Source organism: Streptomyces sp. LX-29, from assembly GCF_029541745.1.
Taxonomy (GTDB): domain Bacteria; phylum Actinomycetota; class Actinomycetes; order Streptomycetales; family Streptomycetaceae; genus Streptomyces.
In genome coordinates this window covers 2555184-2575356 of record NZ_CP089746.1, presented here as the reverse complement: position 1 = coordinate 2575356, position 20173 = coordinate 2555184, and the positions used below count along the sequence as shown (strand labels likewise).

General features: G+C 72.2%; 17 protein-coding genes and 1 riboswitch. Of the genes, 9 read left to right on the top strand and 8 right to left on the bottom strand.

Going from position 1 to position 20173, the window contains the following annotated elements:
- Position 1: 1 nt before the first annotated feature.
- Together aroA and LRS74_RS10910 are read right to left on the bottom strand one after the other, a co-directional pair.
- A complete protein-coding gene (gene aroA, locus LRS74_RS10915; protein ID WP_277740828.1) occupies positions 2–1369 on the bottom strand; it encodes a 3-phosphoshikimate 1-carboxyvinyltransferase in 1368 nt (455 codons plus the stop codon).
- Positions 1370–1510: 141 nt separating this feature from the next.
- Positions 1511–2224 (bottom strand): M50 family metallopeptidase, encoded by a 714-nt coding sequence (locus LRS74_RS10910; RefSeq protein WP_277744697.1) that lies wholly within the window; start codon positions 2222–2224, stop codon positions 1511–1513.
- 77 nt (positions 2225–2301) lie between these two features.
- Here LRS74_RS10910 and LRS74_RS10905 point away from each other — a divergent pair, with 77 nt between their 5' ends.
- From LRS74_RS10905 to def, 8 genes are all read left to right on the top strand, one after another.
- Positions 2302–3132 (top strand): SOS response-associated peptidase, encoded by an 831-nt coding sequence (locus tag LRS74_RS10905; protein WP_277740827.1) that lies wholly within the window; start codon positions 2302–2304, stop codon positions 3130–3132.
- Between the two features lie 225 nt (positions 3133–3357).
- Entirely contained in the window at positions 3358–4050 is a 693-nt protein-coding gene (locus LRS74_RS10900) for an alpha/beta family hydrolase (RefSeq protein ID WP_277740826.1), read from the top strand.
- A 247-nt stretch (positions 4051–4297) separates the two neighbouring features.
- The gene (locus tag LRS74_RS10895; protein ID WP_277740825.1) at positions 4298–5017 is read left to right on the top strand and encodes a sigma-70 family RNA polymerase sigma factor; all 720 of its coding nucleotides are present in this window, start codon (positions 4298–4300) and stop codon (positions 5015–5017) included.
- Positions 5014–5355, top strand: a complete 342-nt coding sequence (gene rsrA / locus LRS74_RS10890; protein ID WP_277740824.1) for a mycothiol system anti-sigma-R factor — start codon at positions 5014–5016, stop codon at positions 5353–5355. The genes LRS74_RS10895 and rsrA overlap by 4 nt, the downstream gene beginning before the upstream one ends.
- Before the next feature lie 282 nt (positions 5356–5637).
- Positions 5638–7095 (top strand): HD-GYP domain-containing protein, encoded by a 1458-nt coding sequence (locus LRS74_RS10885; RefSeq protein ID WP_277740823.1) that lies wholly within the window; start codon positions 5638–5640, stop codon positions 7093–7095.
- On the top strand, positions 7092–8774 hold the full coding sequence (locus LRS74_RS10880; RefSeq protein WP_277740822.1) for an HD domain-containing phosphohydrolase: 1683 nt from the start codon (positions 7092–7094) through the stop codon (positions 8772–8774). Before LRS74_RS10885 ends, LRS74_RS10880 begins: the two co-directional genes overlap by 4 nt.
- 299 nt (positions 8775–9073) lie before the next feature.
- Positions 9074–10078: a hypothetical protein gene (locus LRS74_RS10875; RefSeq protein WP_144381429.1), complete on the top strand. Its 1005-nt coding sequence runs from the start codon at positions 9074–9076 to the stop codon at positions 10076–10078.
- 79 nt (positions 10079–10157) lie between these two features.
- Positions 10158–10787: a peptide deformylase gene (gene def / locus LRS74_RS10870; protein ID WP_277740821.1), complete on the top strand. Its 630-nt coding sequence runs from the start codon at positions 10158–10160 to the stop codon at positions 10785–10787.
- 120 nt (positions 10788–10907) lie between these two features.
- Here def and LRS74_RS10865 read toward each other — a convergent pair whose 3' ends face one another.
- The 6 genes from LRS74_RS10865 to LRS74_RS10840 form a co-directional block, all read right to left on the bottom strand.
- On the bottom strand, positions 10908–11864 hold the full coding sequence (locus tag LRS74_RS10865; RefSeq protein ID WP_277744696.1) for a ribonucleotide-diphosphate reductase subunit beta: 957 nt from the start codon (positions 11862–11864) through the stop codon (positions 10908–10910).
- Positions 11865–11932: 68 nt separating this feature from the next.
- Positions 11933–14320 (bottom strand): ribonucleoside-diphosphate reductase subunit alpha, encoded by a 2388-nt coding sequence (locus LRS74_RS10860; protein WP_277740820.1) that lies wholly within the window; start codon positions 14318–14320, stop codon positions 11933–11935.
- A gap of 125 nt (positions 14321–14445) precedes the next feature.
- Positions 14446–14586: riboswitch (cobalamin riboswitch) on the bottom strand.
- Between the two features lie 245 nt (positions 14587–14831).
- A complete protein-coding gene (locus LRS74_RS10855) occupies positions 14832–15344 on the bottom strand; it encodes a GNAT family N-acetyltransferase (RefSeq protein WP_277740819.1) in 513 nt (170 codons plus the stop codon).
- A gap of 439 nt (positions 15345–15783) precedes the next feature.
- Entirely contained in the window at positions 15784–17415 is a 1632-nt protein-coding gene (locus tag LRS74_RS10850; RefSeq protein WP_277740818.1) for a sodium:solute symporter family protein, read from the bottom strand.
- A complete protein-coding gene (locus LRS74_RS10845; RefSeq protein ID WP_277740817.1) occupies positions 17412–17693 on the bottom strand; it encodes a DUF3311 domain-containing protein in 282 nt (93 codons plus the stop codon). The genes LRS74_RS10850 and LRS74_RS10845 overlap by 4 nt, the downstream gene beginning before the upstream one ends.
- Before the next feature lie 193 nt (positions 17694–17886).
- Positions 17887–18657 carry a GntR family transcriptional regulator gene (locus tag LRS74_RS10840; protein WP_277740816.1) on the bottom strand — a complete coding sequence of 257 codons (771 nt, stop codon included), beginning with the start codon at positions 18655–18657 and terminating at the stop codon, positions 17887–17889.
- Positions 18658–18897: 240 nt separating this feature from the next.
- On the opposite strand from LRS74_RS10840, the gene LRS74_RS10835 reads away from it, so the two are divergent.
- Entirely contained in the window at positions 18898–20172 is a 1275-nt protein-coding gene (locus LRS74_RS10835) for an extracellular solute-binding protein (RefSeq protein ID WP_277740815.1), read from the top strand.
- Position 20173: the final 1 nt, after the last annotated feature.

Genomic DNA, 20173 nt, shown 5'->3' with positions numbered 1-20173 from the left:
CTCAGGCTCTCGGGGCGGCCGCGGTGGCCCCGGGCTCGCCGGCGGCTCCCAGCATCCCGGTCCACAGCCCGGGGAAGTCCGGCAGCGTCTTGGCGGTGGTGGCGACGTCCTCGACCAGGACGCCGTCGACGGTCAGACCGATGACCGCGGCGGCGGTGGCCAGCCGGTGGTCCTCGTAGGTGTGGAAGGTGCCGCCGTGCAGCGGGCGCGGGCGGATGTGCAGCCCGTCCTCCGTCTCGGTGACGTCGCCGCCCAGCTCGTTGATCTCCTTGGCCAGGGCCGCGAGCCGGTCGGTCTCGTGCAGCCGCAGATGAGCGATGCCGCGCAGCACGGACTCGGAGTCGGCCAACGCCGCGACCGCGGCGATCACCGGGGTCAGCTCGCCCACCTCGTGCAGATCGGCGTCGATGCCGGCGATCCGGCCGGTGCCGGTGAAGGTCAGCCCCGCCTCGGTCAGCTCACAGGAGCCGCCCATGTCGGTGAAGATCTGGCGCAGTGCGTCGCCCGGCTGGGTGGTGTGCTCCGGCCAGTCCGGGATGGTCACCCGGCCGCCGGTGACCAGCGCGGCGGCCAGGAACGGCGCGGCGTTGGACAGGTCGGGCTCCACGGTCAGGTCCCGGCCCAGCAGCGCGCTGGGCGCGACCCGCCAGACGTCGGGCTCGCCGCCCGACTCCGGGGTGTCCACGCGGGCGCCCGCCAGGCGCAGCATGTCCACGGTCATCCGGATGTGCGGCAGCGACGGGAGGGCCGCACCCACATGGCGGACCTCGACGCCCTGGTTGAAGCGGGGCGCCGACAGCAGCAGCGCGCTGACGAACTGGGACGAGGAGGAGGCGTCGATGCTGACCGGGCCGCCGTCCAGGGCGCCGGCGCCGTGCACGGTCATCGGCAGCGAGCCGCGCCCGTCGTCGTCGATCCGGGTGCCCAGGGCGCGCAGCGCGTCGATCACGCCGTGCAGCGGGCGCTCGTGGGAGCGCGGGTCGCCGTCGAAGTGGATCGGGCCGTCGGCCAGCGCGGCGACGGGCGGCAGGAAGCGCATCACGGTGCCGGCGTTGCCGACGTTGACGGTGGCCGGGCCGTGCAGCCCGGCGGGGATGACCCGCCACGCCTCGCCGGTGCCGTCGGGGCCCACGCCCTCCTCGATGCCGACGCCCATGGCGCGCAGCGCCTCGGCCATCAGCAGGGTGTCGCGGGAGCGGAGGGGGCGGCGCAGCCAGCCGGGCTCGGCGGCCAGCGCGGCCAACACCAGGGCGCGGTTGGTGACCGACTTGGAGCCGGGCACGGTCACGGTCGCGTCGACCGCTCCGTGTGCCAGCGGTGCGGGCCAGAGGGCGGGATGGACGCCCGGGGAAGTCTCAGTGCCGGTCATGGCCTTCACTTTAGTGGTTCGTCGCGGGTGGGAATCCTGATCAAAAGCGGCGAAACCCTGTCGAAACACAGCGCTGATAGGGGAGGTAGGGGGAGCGCTCGGCGGGATGGCGGGCCCCAGGCCCCTCTTCGGGCGCCCCGGTCACCGTCCCAGCAGCCAGCTGCCGCCGCCGATCAGCGAGCTGAGCGTGACGATGTGGAAGAACAGCAGCCACACGACGGCGGGCACGTGGGTCAACCGGGCCAGCTGGTCCGGATCGGAGTCCGCCGCCTCCCCGTACCGGCGCTTGCGCTGGAGCTCGAAGGGCGGGCGGACGCCGCCCAGCAGCAGGAACCACACCACGGCGTAGGCGAAGGCGGCCTGCACCTCGGGCCCGGTCAGCCAGGACACCAGGAAGAAGGCGGCCCCGGCCAGCACCACGGTCAGCATGCCGTAGGCGTTGCGGATCATCACCAGCATGGCGGCGAGCAGCGCCGTGGCGCCCCACAGCAGTGCGGTGATGTGGCCCGAGGCGAGCAGCCAGGCGCCGGCGAGGCCGAGCAGGGAGGGGGCGACATAGCCGGCCGCGGCCGTGAGGATCATGCCCAGTCCGGTCGGCTTCCCGCGCGACACGGTCAGCCCCGAGGTGTCCGAGTGCAGCCGTATGCCCTGGAGCGTGCGGCCGGTCAGCAGCGCCACCAACCCGTGGCCGCCCTCGTGCGCGATGGTCACGGCGTTACGGGCGATCAACCAGGTGGTGCGGAAGACGACGACGGCCAGGGCTATCGAGCCGGTGGCCAGGACCAGCAGCGTCGAGGGGGCGGGCTGGGTGCCGACGACGCGGTCCCACAGGTCGGCTGCGCTGGTGGTGGCCATCGGGGTCATGGGTCGGCGGCTCCTCGGGTGACGGGTTCGGTGCCACGCGGTGCGGGCGTCGTGGCAGTGTGGCACCTATGTGCGGTCGATACGCAGCGAGCCGGAGCCCGGAGGATCTCGTCGGGCTCTTCGGGGTGGAGAAGTGGGAGCCGACGGAGACGCTGGATCCGGACTGGAACGTCGCTCCGACGAAGAACGTGTACGCGGTGCTCGAACGCCCCCTTAAAGACGCCGAGGACCGGCGTCCGGTTCGCCAGCTGCGCTCGCTGACCTGGGGCCTCGTGCCCTCCTGGGCGAAGTCGCCGGACGTCGGCGTGAAGATGATCAACGCCAGGGCGGAGACGGTGCACGAGAAGGCGTCCTTCCGCCGTCCCTTTCTCTCCCGGCGCTGCCTGCTGCCCGCCGACGGCTACTACGAGTGGGTTACCGCGGCCGCCGAGCGGCAGCTGGAGGAGCAGGGCAGGCGCAAGCGCCCCCGCAAGCAGCCCTACTTCGTCACCCCCTCCGACGGCTCGGTGATGGCGCTGGCCGGGCTCTACGAGTTCTGGCGGGACCGCACGCTCCCCGACGACCACCCGCGCGCCTGGTGGGTGACGTGCACGGTGATAACCACCGAGGCGGACAAGGAGCCCTTCGCGGGCGCCGCCGACCGGCCGGAGTCCGAGCCGGGCCCGCGCTCGCTGGCCGAGATCCACCCGCGGATGCCGCTGATCCTTCCGTCGGACCGTTGGGGCGCCTGGCTCGACCCGACCCATACCGACCCCGACGGCCTCCGGGAGCTGCTGGTCGCGCCGCCGGCCGGGCTGCTGCGGGCCTATCCGGTCTCCACCGGCGTCAGCGATGTGCGCAACAACGGCCCGGAGCTGCTGAAGGAACTGGAGGCGCCGGAAGAGGGCACCCTCTTCTGAGGCCCAGGGCGGCGCACCCCGCGCCTCGGGAGGCGCGGCGGCCCCCGCGCCTCCCGTGCGGCGGGTCCGGCCTCCCGCGCGGTGCACCCCGCGCCTCCCGTGCGGCGGACCGACTCGTGCGGCGCACCGCGCGGCGGACCCCGACTCCCGCGGGCGGACGGCGCACCCCCGGGTGCCCGCCGCCGCCTGCTTCGGCTCCGGCCGGCCTCGCGGCAGGATGAGAGCGTGACCGCAGCGAAGACCAGCACCAGCACCAGCACCGTGGGGACCGTCACCGAGACCGTGCCGACGCCCGCCGGCGAGGCACGCGTCACCTGGCATCGCGCGCCACGGGCGCGCGCCGTGCTCGCCCTCGGCCACGGCGCCGGCGGGGGGATCGAGGCGCGCGACCTGCGCGCGCTGGCCGCCGCCCTGCCGGGCAGGGGCGTCACCGTCGCCCTGGTGGAGCAGCCGTGGCGGGTGGCCGGAAAGAAGGTCGCGCCGGCACCCAAGACGCTCGACGTGGCGTGGACCGCCCTCTGGCCGGCGCTGACCGCACCGGGGCTGCCGGTCGTCGCGGGCGGGCGCAGCGCGGGGGCCCGGGTTGCCTGTCGCACCGGGCGGGAGCTGGGGGCGGCCGCGGTGCTGGCGCTGGCCTTCCCGCTGCACCCGCCGGGCAAGCCGGAGCGGTCGCGGGTGGAGGAGCTGCTGGCGGCCGGGGTGCCGACGCTGGTGGTGCAGGGCTCGCGGGACCCGTTCGGTCGCCCGGAGGAGTTCCCGCCGTCCGGGGAGTCGGCGGACCCGCCGCTGCGCCTGGTGCCGGTGGACCACGGCGACCACGGCTTCGCGGTGCCGAAGACGGCCGGGATCTCCCAGGAGGAGGCGCTCGCGGTGATCACGGAGGCGGTCGCCGAGTGGCTCGAAGAGACCCTGGGGTGATGACAGGCCGGGGTCGGGAATGAGATGAGGGTGACGAGTGTTCTTCTCGACATCGGAACGTCGAGGAGAGGGAGTTCCCCGCATGGGTTCGCTTGCTTGCCCGGCCCGCCCGCAGGCCGCTGACCTCGACTGGTCGCAGCTGCAGGCGGTTCACGCCGCCAAGATTGAAGCGGCGAGCGGACCGGATCGTCGTCTATTCTCCGATTCAAGCGGGTCCACATCCGGCCCCGCCGGGGTGTTGGAGGAGGTGGGTCAGGTCACTGGGACCGACGCAGGGACCGACGGCACGGGCGCGGGGTTCGACGGTGCGCGCCCCGAGGGCACCGGGGCGTTCGGCGCCACCGGCGCCGAGACGGCCGCGGAGCGCAACGCGCGCTTCGAGCGGGACGCCCTCACGTTCCTCGACCAGATGTACTCCGCCGCGCTGCGCATGACGCGCAATCCGGCCGACGCCGAGGACCTCGTCCAGGAGACGTACGCCAAGGCGTACGCGTCCTTCCACCAGTTCCGTGACGGCACGAACCTCAAGGCGTGGCTGTACCGCATCCTGACCAACACCTTCATCAACTCGTACCGCAAGAAGCAGCGCGAGCCGCAGCGCAGCGCCGCCGAGGAGATCGAGGACTGGCAGCTTGCGCGCGCCGAGTCCCATATGTCCACCGGTCTGCGCTCGGCCGAGTCGCAGGCGCTGGACCACCTTCCCGACTCCGATGTGAAGGAAGCCCTGCAGGCGATCCCGGAGGAGTTCCGCATCGCGGTCTACCTCGCGGACGTGGAGGGGTTTGCGTACAAGGAGATCGCGGACATCATGGGTACACCCATCGGTACGGTGATGTCTCGTCTGCACCGTGGGCGCCGCCAACTGCGCGGTCTGCTGGAGGACTATGCCCGTGGGCGCGGGCTGGTTCCGGCGGGCGCCGGCGCCGCGGCTGACGACGCGCACAATCGGAAAGGCTCGGACTCATGAGCTGCGAAGAGCCGCACGAGATGGAGTGCTCCGAGGTTCTCGACCACCTCTACGAGTTCCTGGACCACGAGATGCCCGACGGCGACTGCGCCAAGTTCGAGGTGCATTTCCACGAGTGCTCGCCCTGCCTGGAGAAGTACGGCCTGGAGCAGGCCGTGAAGAAGCTGGTCAAGCGCTGCTGCGGGCAGGACGACGTCCCCACCGACCTGCGGTCGAAGGTCATGGGGCGCATCGAGCTGATCAGGTCCGGACAGTTGGCGCCCGAGATGGACATCTCGGGCGCGGTGCCGGACGTGGCGCCCGCCGAGGCGGAGCGCCCGACGGCGGCGCAGGACTGAGCCGTCGGGGCGACGCCCCCGGCGGCCGGAGCCGCCGATCCCGGCGCCGGGATGGACGATCCCGTGCCCGTCCGCGAGGAACGAGCCCGTCGGCGTATGCCGGATGATTCCCGCCCTACGGGACACTCCGGACGCCACCCGGACACTCCGGACGCCCCCCGATTTCACCCTCATGGGTGCATTAGCTCGGCGCGTGCGGCCTAATCCCCCGATGCTCCTGCCCTCCCCCTCGGAGCGCACATATTCTCCCGATCCTGAGCCGATGGGGAGGAGAGCGGCACCATGCGGACACTTCCGTTGGGGGCACGCGCGTACATCCTCGGTGCCGCACTCACCCTGGTGGGGTGCGCGGCCCTCGCCACCCGACCCGGTGCGGGCACCCCCTGGGTCACCCTCGTCCTGCTCGCCCTGCTCTACGCCGCGACCCGCGTCGGCCCGCAGGCGGAGTGGGGCGGCCCGGTGCTGCTCGCCGCGGCCATGCTGCTGCCGCCGCCGGCCGCCGCGCTGGTAGCCGTCGGAGGCGGGCTGCTGGGCCGGGTGGAGCGCCGGCCCGCGGCGGTGCGGCGGATCTGGCGCGCCGCCCATCTGGCCCTCGCCTCCGCCGCCGCCGCGTACGCCTTCGGGCTCACCGGAGGGCCGGCGGCCCTGGCCCGGACCGACCTCCCGTACGCGCTGGCGCCCGCCACCGCGGCCGCCGTGGTCTTCTGCCTGGTCCGTGTCGGCCTGGAGGGCGGGGTGCTGGTCGCCGCCGAGCGCCACGCGCCACGCGCGGCCTGGTGCGGCGCCCTGCCGCGCTCCCTGGGCCCGCACCTGGTCCACGGACTGGCCGGGCTGACCATGGCGGTGCTGTGGCGCAGCGCGTACGGGCCGGCCGCCGCGCTGCTGGTGCTGCTCCCGATGGGCGTCTCCGCCTCCGTCTTCGTGCTCTACCACCGCGAGCGCACCGCCCACCAGGCGACCATCAGGGCGCTCGTCCAGGCCGTCGACATCAAGGACGGCTACACGCGCGGGCACAGCGAACGCGTGGGCCGGGCGTCCGTGATGATCGCCCGCGAGCTCGGCATGACCGGCGACCGGCTGGAGGTGCTGCGGATCGCCGGCATCCTGCACGACGTCGGCAAGCTCGGCGTCCCCACCCGGCTGCTCCGGAAGGAGGGCCCGCTCACCCCCGACGAGCGCCGTGTCATCGAGCTGCACCCCGAGTACGGCCACGAGATGGTGCGCGGCATCGGCTTCCTGGAGGAGGCCCGCGCGGCCATCCTCCACCACCATGAGCGGCTGGACGGCAGCGGCTACCCCTACGGTCTCGCCGGGGGGGACATCCCCGAGTGCGCCCGGGTGGTGGCCGTCGCGGACGCCTTCGACGCGATGACCTCCAACCGCTCGTACAGCCGGGCCCGGCCCGTGTCGAAGGCCGTCGAGGAGCTCCACCGCTGCGCCGGCACCCAGTTCGACCCCCGGATGGTCCGCGCCCTGGCCAGGGCACTGGACCGGCACGGCTGGCACGTCGCCGTCACCGCCGACGCCCCTCGCGGGGGCGAGGCGCCGGCGTACGGCCCCGAGGCGCCGTCGTACGCCGGTGACCGCGGGCCCGAGCAACGGGCCGCGTGCGCGCCCGGGACGGCGCGTACCGCAGGGGGCTCCCCGCCCCGCGGAAACGTCCCGCCACATCGACCACCCCTCCCCGCGGACGTCCCCGACCGCCGGCTCGGCGCCCCGCCCTCGGGAGGCCGCGGATGAGCGAACCCCCCGAACCCACGCCCCCCGCCGGCCGCCCCCAGGGCCTTCCGACGCCGGCCGGCGGGACCACCGCCATGCCCGGACGCACCCCGCCGGCCTTCGGCTCGGTGTGCCGCCCCGCGCGGTGGGCGCTGAGGAAGGGCGCGTCCCGCGCGGACCGCGCCGCCGGCGCGGAGGACGCTCGCCGGGCGGAAGGCGCCGACGTCGGGGCCGGCACCGTCGACGCCGGAGGCGACGCCCGCCCGGACCGCGTCCCCCGGTGGGCCGCTCGGGCGCGGCGGGCCCCCGGCAGGCTGACGGTCGCCCTCGTCTACGGGGCCGCCGGGGTGCTCGCGGCGGCCGGCCTGGGCTGGGTGCGGTGGGAGGGCGTGGCCCAGCCGGGGATGGCGCTGGCCTTCGCGGCGATGATCGCGGCAGGGGAGGCGTTCCGGTGGGCTGACGCCGCCGGGAGCGGCGGGGGCGGGGGCCGGGGCCGGACCGGCGGAGAAACGATGCCGCGCGATCCGTGGACCGTCGTCCGCGAGCCCGCCCCCGTGGCGGCCGCCGCGGCGCTCGCCTACGCGCTGCTGAGCGCGCCCCTCGCGCCGCCGGTGCCGGATCGCCCGCCAGCCCCGCTGCCGCAGCCGCACGGAGTGCTCCAGGCGGTGGCCGTGGTGGTCGCGGCCGGGCTGGTGGCCCTCGTGCCGAGACTCGCCCGGGGCCACTCGGCGGGGCTGGACCACCTGGCCCGCCGGGTACTGACCGTCGCCTTCGCCGCCACCTGCTGCCAACCGCTCGACCTCGCCCTCCGATTGGCCGCCGGGCCGACCCCCCGGGGCGACTCCCCCCACCTCCCCCATCTCCCTCCGCTCCACCACCTGCTGCACCTCCTCTGCCTGCTCCTGCTGCTGGCGCTCGCCGCGCTGTGCGACGCGGTCCTGGCCGCCGCGCTGGCGCGCGCCCGCGCGGGCTGGCGGTACGGGCCGCTGCTCCGCGACGAGCTGCGAGCACTCCCCAGGGCGGGGTCGGCGATCTGCGCCACGGCGGTGGTGATGGTGCTGGCGGTGCGCGTGGCCGGGCTGTGGGCGCTGCCGGTCTTCTCCCTGCCGCTGCTGCTCACCCAGTACTCCTTCCGGCGCTACGCCGACGTGCGGGCCACCTACCGCCAGACCATCGCCTCCCTCGCCCGCGCCACCGAGATCGCCGGCTACACCCCCGCGGGCCACGCCCGCCGGGTGGCCGGGCTCAGCCGAGCCGTCGGCCGGGAGCTGGGCCTTCCGGGCGAGGAGCTGACGATGGTGGAGTACGCGGCCCTGATGCACGACATCGGACAGTTGTCGCTGGTGGACCCGGTGCCGGCCGGGGCCACCGAGCAGCTTCCCGCCGCCGAGCAGCAGCGCATCGCCCTGCTGGGCGGCGCCGTCGTACGACAGACGGGTGTGCCCGCGCAGGTGGCGATGATCGTCGAGCGACAGGCCGAGCCGTACCGCGAACAGCCGCTCACCGCCCGCATCGTTCGGGTGGCCAACGCCTATGCCGAGCTGACCTGTGACGCCGCGCCCGCCGGCCGCCCGGGCGGCGAGCCGGGGGCCGCGCTGCGCGCCCTGGAACGGCTTCGGCTGGGCACCGCGCGTGATTTCGACCCGGCGGTGGTGGCGGCTCTGGCCAGGGTTCTGGCGCGGGGCGGGCCGGGCAAGTGACTATGCGGGGGGAGCGGGAAGTTGCCCGGACGGGTGACCGCGCACGACCCGCGCGCCGAGTCGAACCCGTGGGTAATGAGCGGGTCCCCGAAAGGGCATGGTTGGATGCGAATGAGGGGTGTCGGCCGCTCACCTGCGGCAAGGAGGTAGGCGTGGTAGGGGCCGGGCCCCGACCACCGAATCTTAGGGGGCCGGGCTGAGATGTCCGCGAATGTGTGGCAGGTTGTCGTCAGGGGAGGGCGAAGCCGTCCGCTAAGGCATCTGATGCGGGACTACGGAGAAACCGGCAGGCGGGAATCGTGAAGATCTTCGGCAAGGTACGGCACCGGCCCTCCGCGTCGTGGCGCCAGGCCACGGACCGCGCGTTCACCCTCATCGGCGACGGCCGGTATGAGGACGCGGGTGCGTTGCTGACCCGCGCCGCCGACATGGAGCCGTGGCTGTCGGAGTCGTGGTTCAACCTCGCGCTGCTGCACAAGTTCCGGCACGACTGGGAGCAGGCCCGCGCCGCGGGGCTGCGCGCCGTCGCCCTGCTGGATCGCGCCACCGGCGCACCGGACTGGTGGAACGTGGGCATCGCCGCCACCGCGCTGCAGGACTGGCCGCTGGCCCGCCGCGCCTGGCAGGCGTACGGGCTGAAGGTGCCGGGTGAGGCCGCGGGCCTGGCGGCCGGCGAGCCGCTCGGCATGGAGTTGGGGAGCGCCGCGGTGCGGCTGTCGCCGGAGGGCGAGGCCGAGGTGGTCTGGGGCCGTCGGCTGGACCCGGCCCGGATCGAGGTGCTGTCCATCCCGCTGCCGTCCTCCGGGCGCCGCTGGGGCGAGGTGGTGCTGCACGACGGCGTGCCGCACGGCGAGCGCACCATCACCGGCGCCGACGGCTCCACCCGGGCCTATCCGGTCTTCGACGAGATCGAGCTGTGGGCGCCCTCGCCGGTGCCGACCTGGGTGGTGCTGCTGGAGGCGGCCACCGAGGCCGACCGGGACGCGCTGGAGCGGCTGGCCGCGGACGCCGGCTTCGCCGCCGAGGACTGGTCGTCCTCCGTCCGTCTGCTGTGTCGTTCCTGCTCCGAGAGCCGGATGCCCAGCGACGAGGGCGACGGCGAGCACCTGGACCCGCACGACCACAGCGAACCGGGCCACCCCGGGCCGCTGGGACACCGCACCGCCGGCTCGGGCTCGCTGTGGGCGCCGGAGCGGGAGTGCGGCATCGCCGCCCCCGCGGGGCTGGTGCGCGGTCTGCTGGACGGGTGGGTGGCGGACAGCCCCGACACGCGCGAATGGCGGGACCTGGAAGAGGTCTGCTGAGGCCAGCCCCCGCCGCGCTCCGCGACACGTACCCTGTATGGCGGACGTTTGACGGTTTCAGGAAGGCGCGCGGCGGACCATGGCACAGCAGGACACGGATCAGCAGGTCGGCGACGAGTTCATCGACGACACGGTGGACACGGAGGAGCGTGAGCGGGCGCACCGCGAGCGTGGCACCGCCCGCCCGATCACCGTCGTCGGCAACCCGGTGCTCCACCGGGAGTGCAAGGACGTCACCGAGTTCGACGACGCGCTCGCCGCGCTGGTCGACGACATGTTCGCCAGTCAGCGGGCCGCCGAGGGCGTGGGTCTGGCCGCCAACCAGATCGGTGTCGACCTGAAGGTGTTCGTCTACGACTGCATGGACGACGAGGGCGTCCGGCACGTCGGCGTGGTCTGCAACCCGGTGCTGGAGGAGGTGCCGGCAGAGCGCCGGCTGCTGGACGACTCCAACGAGGGCTGCCTCTCGGTGCCGACCGCCTACGCGCCGCTGGCCCGCCCCGACTACGCGGTCGTCCGCGGCCAGGACGCCCAGGGCAAGCCGATCGCGGTCCAGGGCACCGGCTACTTCGCGCGCTGCCTCCAGCACGAGACCGACCACCTCTACGGGCGGCTGTACATCGACCGGCTCTCCAAGCGCGACCGCAAGGACGTGCTGCGGCAGATGGCCGAGGGCACGCCGCGCTACGAGACCGTGCCCAACGACTGAGCGCGTCGACGACAGCAGGCATACGGAAGGGGGGCCGCCGGTGGGCGGCCCCCCTTCCGTCGTCTCGTGGAGGCGGGTTCCGGCGGGCGTCCCGCGTGGTGGACGCCCGCCGGGGACTTCCTAGAAGTCGTCGTCGAAGGAGACCGAGCCCTCGACCGCGACCTGGTACGCCGAGGCGCGCCGCTCGAAGAAGTTGGTCAGCTCCTGGACGTTCTGCAGCTCCATGAAGGCGAACGGGTTCTCCGAGCCGTAGCGCACCGGCAGTCCGAGGCGGGCCAGCCGCTGGTCGGCGACGCACTGGAGGTACTCGCGCATCGAGTCGGTGTTCATGCCCGGCAGGCCGTCGCCGCACAGGTCACGGGCGAACTGCAGCTCGGCCTCGACGGCCTCCTCCAGCATCGCGGTGACCTGCTTGCCCATGTCGTCGTCGAAGAGGTCCGGCTCCTCCTCGCGGACCGTGTCCACGACCTGGAAGGCGAAGTCCATGTGCATGGACTCGTCCCGGAACACCCAGTTGGTGCCGGTCGCCAGGCCGTGCAGCAGGCCGCGCGAGCGGAACCAGTAGACGTACGCGAAGGCGCCGTAGAAGAACAGGCCCTCGATGCACGCCGCGAAGCAGATCAGGTTGAGGAGGAACCGGCGCCGGTCCTCCTTGGTCTCCAGCCGGTCCAGCTTCTCGACCTCGTTGATCCACTTGAAGCAGAACTGCGCCTTCTCGCGGATCGAGGGGATGTTCTCGACCGCGGCGAACGCCGCCACGCGGTCGTCCGGGTCGGGCAGGTAGGTGTCCAGCAGCGTCAGATAGAACTGGACGTGCACGGCCTCCTCGAAGAGCTGCCGCGACAGGTACAGCCGGCCCTCGGGGGAGTTGATGTGCTTGTAGAGCGTCAGCACCAGGTTGTTGGCCACGATCGAGTCGCCGGTGGCGAAGAACGCCACCAGACGGCCGATCAGGTGCTGCTCACCCGGGGAGAGCTTGGCGAGGTCGGCCACGTCGGAGTGGAGGTCGACCTCCTCCACCGTCCAGGTGTTCTTGATCGCGTTGCGGTAGTGCTCGTAGAACGCCGGGTACCGCATCGGCCGCAGCGTCAGCTCGAACCCCGGGTCCAGCAGGTTCTTGGGACGGTCGTCGGACGGCTGGGCGTTCACTGGCAGGCCTCGCAGGACTCGGGGTTTTCCAGGGAGCAGGCGATCGCCTCGGCGTCGGGGGCCGCCTGCTGGACGGGGATGGGGGAGGACGCGCGCGCCGACTGGGCGATCCGGGTGGCCGGACGCGAGCGCAGGTAGTACGTGGTCTTGATGCCCTGCTTCCAGGCGTACGCGTACATCGAGCTGAGCTTGCCGATGGTGGGCGAGGCCATGAAGAGGTTGAGCGACTGGCTCTGGTCGAGGAACGGCGTGCGGGCCGCGGCCATGTCGATCAGCGCGCGCTGCGGGATCTCCCACGCGGTGCGGTACAGGTCCCGGATGTCCTGCGGCACCCAGTTGAAGTCCTGGACCGAGCCGTTGGACTCGCGCAGCGCCTCACGGGTCTGCGCGTCCCAGACGCCGAGCTTCTTCAGGTCGTCGATCAGGTAGGAGTTCACCTGGAGGAACTCGCCGCTGAGCGTCTCGCGCTTGAACAGGTTGGAGACCTGCGGCTCGATGCACTCGTACACGCCCGCGATGGAGGCGATGGTGGCGGTCGGGGCGATCGCCAGCAGCAGCGAGTTGCGCATACCGGTCTGTGCCATCCGGGTGCGCAGCGCCTCCCAGCGCTCCGGCCAGGTCCGCCGCGCGGCGGCGTAGTGGTCCGGGTGCAGCACGCCGCGGGCGGTGCGGGTCTCCTCCCAGGCCGGGTGCGGGCCGTGCCGCTCGGCGAGGTCGCAGGAGGCCTCGTAGGCGGCCAGCATGATGCGCTCGGAGATCCTGGTGGAGAGCTCCTTGGCCTCGGCCGAGTCGAACGGCAGCCGCAGCTTGAAGAACACGTCCTGAAGGCCCATCAGGCCCAGACCCACCGGCCGCCAGCGGCTGTTGGACGCCCCGGCCTGCTCGGTCGGGTAGAAGTTGATGTCCACGACGCGGTCGAGGAAGGTGACGGCGGTGCGGACGGTGGCGTCCAGTCGCTCCCAGTCCATCTGCCCGTCGGCGCCGAGGTGCGCGGAGAGGTTGACCGAGCCGAGGTTGCAGACGGCGGTCTCGCCGTCGTTGGTGACCTCCAGGATCTCCGTGCAGAGGTTGGAGGAGTGGATGACCTTGCCGGGCTCGGCGGTCTGGTTGGCGGTGCGGTTGGCGGCGTCCTTGAACGTCATCCAGCCGTTGCCGGTCTGCGCCAGGGTGCGCATCATCCGGGCGTACAGCACGCGCGCGGCGATGGTCTTGACGGCCTTGCCCTCGGCCTCGGCCTTGCGGTAGGCGGCGTCGAACTCCTCGCCCCACAGGTCCACCAGCTCCGGCACGTCGGCCGGGGAGAACAGCGACCACTCGGCGTCGGTCTCGACGCGGCGCATGAACTCGTCCGGGATCCAGTGCGCGATGTTGAGGTTGTGGGTGCGGCGGGCCTCCTCACCGGTGTTGTCCCGCAGCTCCAGGAACTCCTCGATGTCCGCGTGCCAGGACTCCAGGTAGACGCAGGCCGCGCCCTTGCGCCGGCCGCCCTGGTTGACGGCGGCGACGGAGGCGTCGAGGGTGCGCAGGAACGGCACGATGCCGTTGGAGTGGCCGTTGGTGCCGCGGATCAGCGAACCGCGGGCCCGGATCCGGGAGTAGGACAGGCCGATGCCGCCGGCGTGCTTCGACAGCCGCGCCACCTGGTGGTAGCGGTCGTAGATCGAGTCCAGCTCGTCCAGCGGGGAGTCCAGCAGATAGCAGGAGGACATCTGCGGGTGGCGGGTGCCGGAGTTGAAGAGCGTGGGGGAGCTGGGCAGGTAGGAGAGCGAGCTGGTGAGGCCGTACAGCTCGCAGACGTCCTCCAGCGCCCGCTCGGAGAGGTCCTCGGCCAGACCGCAGGCCACACGCAGCAGGAAGTGCTGCGGGGTCTCGACCACCTGACGGGTGATCGGGTGGCGCAAAAGGTAGCGGCTGTGCAGGGTGCGCAGGCCGAAGTAGCCGAAGCGGTCGTCGGCGCCGTCGGCGACGGTCTTCTCCACCAGCGCGTCCAGCCGCGCGGCGTGGGCGCGGACGAACGCGACGGTGGTGTCGGCGATCAGGCCCTCGCGGTGCCCGACCTCGACGGAGGCGGAGAAGGAGACCGCACCCTGCCCGGCCGCCTCCTCCGCGATGGCGATGGTCAGCAGGCGCGCGGCGAGCCTGGAGTACTCGGGCTCCTCGGCGATCAGGCCGGCGGCCGCCTCGATGGCGAGGGTGCGCAGCTCCGCTTCGTCGGAACCGGCGTGGCGGCCGCGCAGGGCGGCGGCCGCGACCTTGCCGGGGTCGGTGGCGGGCAGGTCCGCGGTGAGGTCCGTCAGAGTGCGCAGCAGGGCGGTGCCCGGTGCGTCGGCTACGGCCTTCGGGTCCGCTGCCTCTGAGACCGGATCGGCGGGCGCGATGGTCACGGGATGCTCTCCCTCGCTCGGCTGGGGGCCTGCGGAGGGGTGGTGCGCGATGGCCGCGTGCGGGCATGCCGAACCGAACGGAAGGCACACCGCGCAGCGTCCACCTGCCCAACCCACGAGGCCCGGACGTCTTCGAGGCTGTCGGCAGGTCGTCGGACTCACATGTACGCAAAAAGGCACACGTACACCGTTGCGGGACAGTTCCGGATTCGCACCGGATTCCCCTGCGACGACAGCGAGGATGAGCATACATCTTGTGTTGACCTTCGCATGCGCCCCCACATGTTGTGTCCCGTGGTTACGCGTTTCGCACTGTCGTGCTACTCCCGGTGGGTGTGGCAGCGCGCTGGCGTACGCGCCGGGGGCGGGTCCGGCGCGCGGCGCACAAGGCCCGGGGCGCGCTGTTCCGCCGGTGGCACGGGGCATCCGCGGGGTCGGCACACGGCATGCAGAGGGGGCGCGGCGAGCCTGCCGCGCCCCTGCCCCTCCACGCTACCGCGCCGCCGTGCCCTCATCCCTCCGGCGAGAGCTCCAGAGCGAAGGTGATCAGTGTGAGACCGGGCACTACGGACCAGTCCCGCTCGGGTGTGCGAACGAAGCCGAGTCGCTCGTAGAGCCGGTGGGCGGCCGTCATGTCGGTCTGACTGGACATCACGACACGCTCCCGCCGCAGCTCGCGGGCGCGCCGCAGACAGGCGCGCACCAGCGCCTCCGCGGCGCCCCGGCGGCGCGCGGCGGACCGCACGGCCAGCATGCGGAACTCCGCCTCGCCGGGGCGCGCCAGGTTCGCGTACGCCCCTCCCTCACCCACGAAGGCGACCGCGCCGAGGAGCGGGCCGCCGGCCGCGTCGGCGGCCACCAGCACGTCGCAGTGGCGGGCCCGGTGCCGGGCGTCGCGCAGCTCGGCCAGATAGGGGCTGTCGGCCCCGCGATGCAGCAGTCCGTCTCCGAGGTAGACCTCCACGGTGAGCTCCCCGACCTCGTCCAGCTCCTCGTCCCGCGCGTTCCTGACGATGATGTCCATAGACCGCAGTGTGGCGTGGTGGAGAGGGTGCGCGCCCCGGTGACCCCTGATGCGGCGGGCGTATGGAGTCGCCGGCCGGCGCCCCGGGCATCGATCGCGCCCCGGGACCGGGACCGGTTGTCGGGCCTCGGTGTGCTCGGTGTGCTCGGCCGCGGTGGCGAGGGGTCGGGGGCGGGGTGGCCGGTCGCGACCCTTCACGAGCTCGGGGGAATGATGCGCGGACGCGGACGGTTGGGCTTGACGGCGGGACGACGGCGACGGGGGTGATCATGGTGGCGGTGCCGACCGGGGGCGTCTTCGCCCGGCATCTGAGGCGACGACACGCGCGGGCGCCGCGACGCGGGTGCGGCTCGAGCGCGCCGCACCCGGTGGCGCCGTGTGGGCCGGGCCGACAACGGGGAGGGGTCGGCCCGGCCCACACGGACGGCGTGTGACGGGGTCAGTGCCCGCCGGGGGCGCCCGCCGTCGCCGGCGGCAGCTCGGCGGCGACGCCCGGGTCGCCCGCGTCCGCCGTGTAGTCCTCGGGCGAGGTCTCGTCCACGCCCTGGGGCGCCTTCAGCGCCCGCAGCACCAGGGTCAGGGCGACGGTGACGACGACGTTGAGGACGAAGGCGGTCAGACCGATGTAGCCGATCTCGCCGATGCCCGGAATCTCCTTCTGGCTGCCGCCGAAGTGCTTCTGGGTGGGGCTGGCCACGCCGTACGCCGCGACGGTGCCGTAGACCATGCCGACCGCCCAGCCGGCCAGCAGCGCCCAGCGGTGGAACCAGCGGGTGAACAGGCCGCCCACCAGCGCCGGGAAGGTCTGCAGGATCCAGATGCCGCCCAGCAGCTGGAAGTTGATCGCGACGGTCTTGTCCATGGTGAGGACGAAGGCCAGCGCGCCCACCTTCACCAGCAGCGACACCAGCTTGGAGACCTTGGTCTCCTGCGCGGGCGTGGCGTCCGGCCGCAGGAAGTCCTTGTAGATGTTGCGGGTGAAGAGGTTGGCCGCGGCGATCGACATGATCGCCGCCGGGACCAGCGCGCCGATGCCGATCGCGGCGAAGGCCACCCCCGCGAACCAGTCCGGGAACATGTCCTCGAACAGCTGCGGGATGGACAGCTGCGCGTTGTCCACCTTCACGCCCGCCGCGATCGCCATGAACCCGAGCAGCGCCAACAGCCCCAGCATCAGCGAGTACAGCGGCAGGATGGTGGTGTTCCGGCGGATCACCTCGCGGCTGCGGCTGGAGAGCGTCGCGGTGATCGAGTGCGGATACATGAACAGCGCCAGCGCCGAGCCGAGCGCCAGGGTGGCGTAGGCCCACTGCGAGGCCTCCCCTGGGGCCAGCGCGCCGCGTGGCTTCCCGGCGTCGTTGGTCTGGGAGAGGGCGTCACCGGCCTTGGCGAAGATGTCGTCGAAGCCACCGAGCTTGATCGGGATGTAGATGATCGCCACCGCGATGACGAGGTAGATCAGGGCGTCCTTGACGAAGGCGATGAGCGCGGGGGCGCGCAGCCCGGAGGAGTAGGTGTACGCGGCGAGCACGCCGAAGGCGATGAGCAGCGGCAGGTCCTTGATGAACCAGTTGGTGTTCTCCCCGCCGCCGACCCCCATCACGTCCAGCACCGCCTGGATGCCGACGAGCTGGAGCGCGATGTACGGCATGGTGGCCAGCAGGCCGGTGACCGCCACGGCCAGCGACAGCCCCTTGGAACCGTAGCGCCCGCGCACGAAGTCGGCGGTGGTGACGTACCCGTGCTTGTGCGACACCGACCACAGCCGGGGCAGGAAGGTGAAGATCAGCGGATAGACGAGGATGGTGTACGGCACGGCGAAGAAGCCGGCCGCGCCCGCCGTGTAGACCGCCGCCGGGACGGCCACGAAGGTGTAGGCGGTGTAGAGGTCGCCACCGAGCAGGAACCAGGTGATCCAGGTGCCGAAGCTGCGTCCGCCCAGGCCCCATTCGTCCAGGTTCTCGGAGTTCTCGGCGGCCCGCCAGCGCGCGGCCATGAAGCCCATGACGGTGACGCCGAGGAAGAAGAAGATGAAGACGGCGAGCGCGACGCCGTTGACGTCGTCGCTCATCGCTCCGCCCCCGCCTCACGCGCGGCCCGCGCCGCCCGCTGCTCCCGGCGGACCAGGACATAGGCGACGGTCGTGAGCACGGCCGATATCAGCACCCACAGCATCTGGTACCAGTAGAAGAACGGGATGCCGATGAAGGACGGGTCCGTCCTGGCGTACGAGTCGACCCACAGCATCGCGACGAACGGAACGAACAGACAGACGCCGGCCACCACGCGCGAGGGCGTGATGACCGGTCTTGTGTCCCGTGACCCGGATGGTCGGGTGGTGGCTGGCATGGCGGCGCTCCGTCCCGTCGACTGATCACCTGCTTAATGCGCAGGAAATCTAGGCCAGCCGTACCGTGGCCGTCACTACCTGTCCGCATATCGGTATGGCAAACAGTGCCGCCGACGGGGCGTCAACAGTGCTCGTACCAGGGGCGAATAGCGGCGGCTTGTCGCGGCTCGCGTCGGTGAGGGCGCGCCGGGGTCACTCGCCGGGGCGTTGCAGCCGGGCCACGAACTTGTAGCGGTCGCCCCGGTAGACCGAGCGCACCCACTCCACCGGTTGGCCGTTGGTGTCCAGCGAGTGGCGGGAGAGCATCAGCATGGGCAGCCCCACGTCGGTGCCCAGCAGCCCGGCCTCGCGGGGCGTGGCCAGCGAGGTCTCGATGGTCTCCTCCGCCTCCGCCAGGCGCACGTCGTACACCTCGGCGAGCGCCGTGTACAGGGAGGAGTACTTCACCAGGCTGCGCCGCAGCGCCGGGAAGCGCTTGGCGGACAGATGGGTGGTCTCGATCGCCATCGGCTCGCCGCTGGCCAGCCGCAGCCGCTCGATGCGCAGCACCCGGCCGCCCGGGGCGATGTCCAGCAGCCCGGCGAGCCGGTCGTTGGCGGTGACATAGCCGATGTCCAGCAGCTGCGAGGTGGGCTCCAGGCCCTGGGCCTTCATGTCCTCCGTGTAGGAGGTCAGCTGGAGCGCCTGGGAGACCTTTGGTTTGGCGACAAACGTCCCCTTGCCCTGGATGCGCTCCAGGCGCCCCTCCACCACCAGCTCCTGCAGGGCCTGGCGCACCGTGGTGCGGGAGGTGTCGAACTCGGCGGCCAGCGTGCGCTCGGGTGGGACCGGAGTGCCCGGCGGGAGCGTCTCCGTCATCTCCAGCAAGTGCCGCTTGAGGCGGTAGTACTTGGGCACGCGGGCGGTGCGCGCCGTCCCGTTGGCGCCCGCTCCGCCCTCGGTCGTGGGCTCTTCGGTGTCCATCGCGCGCCTTCCCGACTCCTGTCCTGCTGCCGTCACCGGCTCCTCCGTCCTCAGCGGCTCACATGGTGGCACGGTCCCGGGCCCAGGCGGCCTCTCAGCTCCGATGTCGTCAGATGTCGGTCCGGTAACGGAGCCGACAGCGACTCTTATACACCCTTGACACCCCTAAAGGTCTAGGCCAAGCTGCGGGCACTGGTCTAAACCATTAAAGACCACTTCCAGTCCTTTGAGGAGAGTGCTGTGAAGCGTGGGCTCATAGCGGCGACGGGTGTCGTGGCCATGCTGGTGAGCGTCGCGGCCTGTGGGTCCAGCGACGACAAGGACGAGAAGTCGGGGGCGGACGGCTTCAAGGGCGAGACGCTCACGCTCTGGGCCATGGACGGGTCCGCCCCCGAGGGCTGGACCAAGGCCGTGCAGGCCGAGTTCGAGAAGAAGACCGGCGCCAAGCTGAAGATCGAGATCCAGCAGTGGAACGGCATCCAGCAGAAGGTGACCACCGCGCTGTCGGAGTCGAGCCCGCCGGACGTCATCGAGATCGGCAACACCCACACCCCCGCCTACGCGCAGACCGGTGGCCTCGCCGAACTGGGCGACCTCAAGAAGACGATCGGGGCGGACTGGTCCGCGTCGCTCAACAAGTCCGCGGTCTACGACGGCAAGCAGTACGCCGCCCCGTGGTTCGCGGCCAGCCGGGTGGTCATCTACAACAAGAAGGTCTGGGCGGACGCCGGGATCAAGGAGACGCCCAGGACGCGCGCCGACTTCTTCAAGGCGCTGGAGGCGATCGAGAAGAAGACGGACGCCGAGCCGATCTACATGCCGGGCCAGAACTGGTACTTCTTCGACGGTCTCACCATCGGCGCCGGCGCCGAGCTGGTCAAGAAGGACGGCGACACCTGGGTCTCCAACCTCGCCGACCCCAAGGTCGGCAAGGCGATGGACATCTACAAGCAGTACCAGTCCTTCAGCAAGGCGCCCAAGGACAAGGACGAGGCCACCCCGCAGCAGGCCGAGATCTTCGCCAAGGGCAAGACCGGCGCCTTCATCGGCATGGGCTGGGAGGCGGCCACCGCCATCAAGGCCAACCCGGCCATCGAGAAGGAGATCGGCTACTTCACCATTCCGGGTGAGACCGCCGACAAGCCCGAGGGCGTCTTCCTCGGCGGCTCCAACCTCGCCGTCGCCGCCGGCAGCGAGAAGCAGGAGCTGGCCGAGGAGTTCCTGAAGATCGCGCTCTCCGACGCCTTCGAGGGCCAGCTGGCCAAGGAGGGCGGGGTGATTCCGAACAAGGAGTCGCTGCAGACCGTCCTCAAGGGCAACGCCCCGGCCGAGGCCGCCGCGCCGGCCGCCAAGAGCGGTGGCACCACCCCGCTGATCCCGGAGTGGGCCGCGGTGGAGAACCCGCCGAACCCGATCAAGACCTATATGACCGCGGTGCTGAACGGCAAGTCGCACGCGGAAGCCGCCGAGTCGGTCGAGGACGAGCTGAACAAGCGCCTCAGCCAGGAGCAGTAAA

What these genes read in the sequence shown, in the direction of transcription:
- LRS74_RS10865 (WP_277744696.1), bottom strand. Translation starts at nt 11,864, where the DNA reads ATGCGGTACCCGGCGTTCTACGAGCACTACCGCAACGCGATCAAGAAC.
- LRS74_RS10905 (WP_277740827.1), top strand. Translation starts at nt 2,302, where the DNA reads ATGTGCGGTCGATACGCAGCGAGCCGGAGCCCGGAGGATCTCGTCGGG.
- rsrA (WP_277740824.1), top strand. Translation starts at nt 5,014, where the DNA reads ATGAGCTGCGAAGAGCCGCACGAGATGGAGTGCTCCGAGGTTCTCGAC.
- LRS74_RS10885 (WP_277740823.1), top strand. Translation starts at nt 5,638, where the DNA reads ATGCGGACACTTCCGTTGGGGGCACGCGCGTACATCCTCGGTGCCGCA.
- LRS74_RS10840 (WP_277740816.1), bottom strand. Translation starts at nt 18,657, where the DNA reads ATGGACACCGAAGAGCCCACGACCGAGGGCGGAGCGGGCGCCAACGGG.
- LRS74_RS10855 (WP_277740819.1), bottom strand. Translation starts at nt 15,344, where the DNA reads ATGGACATCATCGTCAGGAACGCGCGGGACGAGGAGCTGGACGAGGTC.
- aroA (WP_277740828.1), bottom strand. Translation starts at nt 1,369, where the DNA reads ATGACCGGCACTGAGACTTCCCCGGGCGTCCATCCCGCCCTCTGGCCC.
- def (WP_277740821.1), top strand. Translation starts at nt 10,158, where the DNA reads ATGGCACAGCAGGACACGGATCAGCAGGTCGGCGACGAGTTCATCGAC.
- LRS74_RS10845 (WP_277740817.1), bottom strand. Translation starts at nt 17,693, where the DNA reads ATGCCAGCCACCACCCGACCATCCGGGTCACGGGACACAAGACCGGTC.
- LRS74_RS10910 (WP_277744697.1), bottom strand. Translation starts at nt 2,224, where the DNA reads ATGGCCACCACCAGCGCAGCCGACCTGTGGGACCGCGTCGTCGGCACC.
- LRS74_RS10850 (WP_277740818.1), bottom strand. Translation starts at nt 17,415, where the DNA reads ATGAGCGACGACGTCAACGGCGTCGCGCTCGCCGTCTTCATCTTCTTC.
- LRS74_RS10880 (WP_277740822.1), top strand. Translation starts at nt 7,092, where the DNA reads ATGAGCGAACCCCCCGAACCCACGCCCCCCGCCGGCCGCCCCCAGGGC.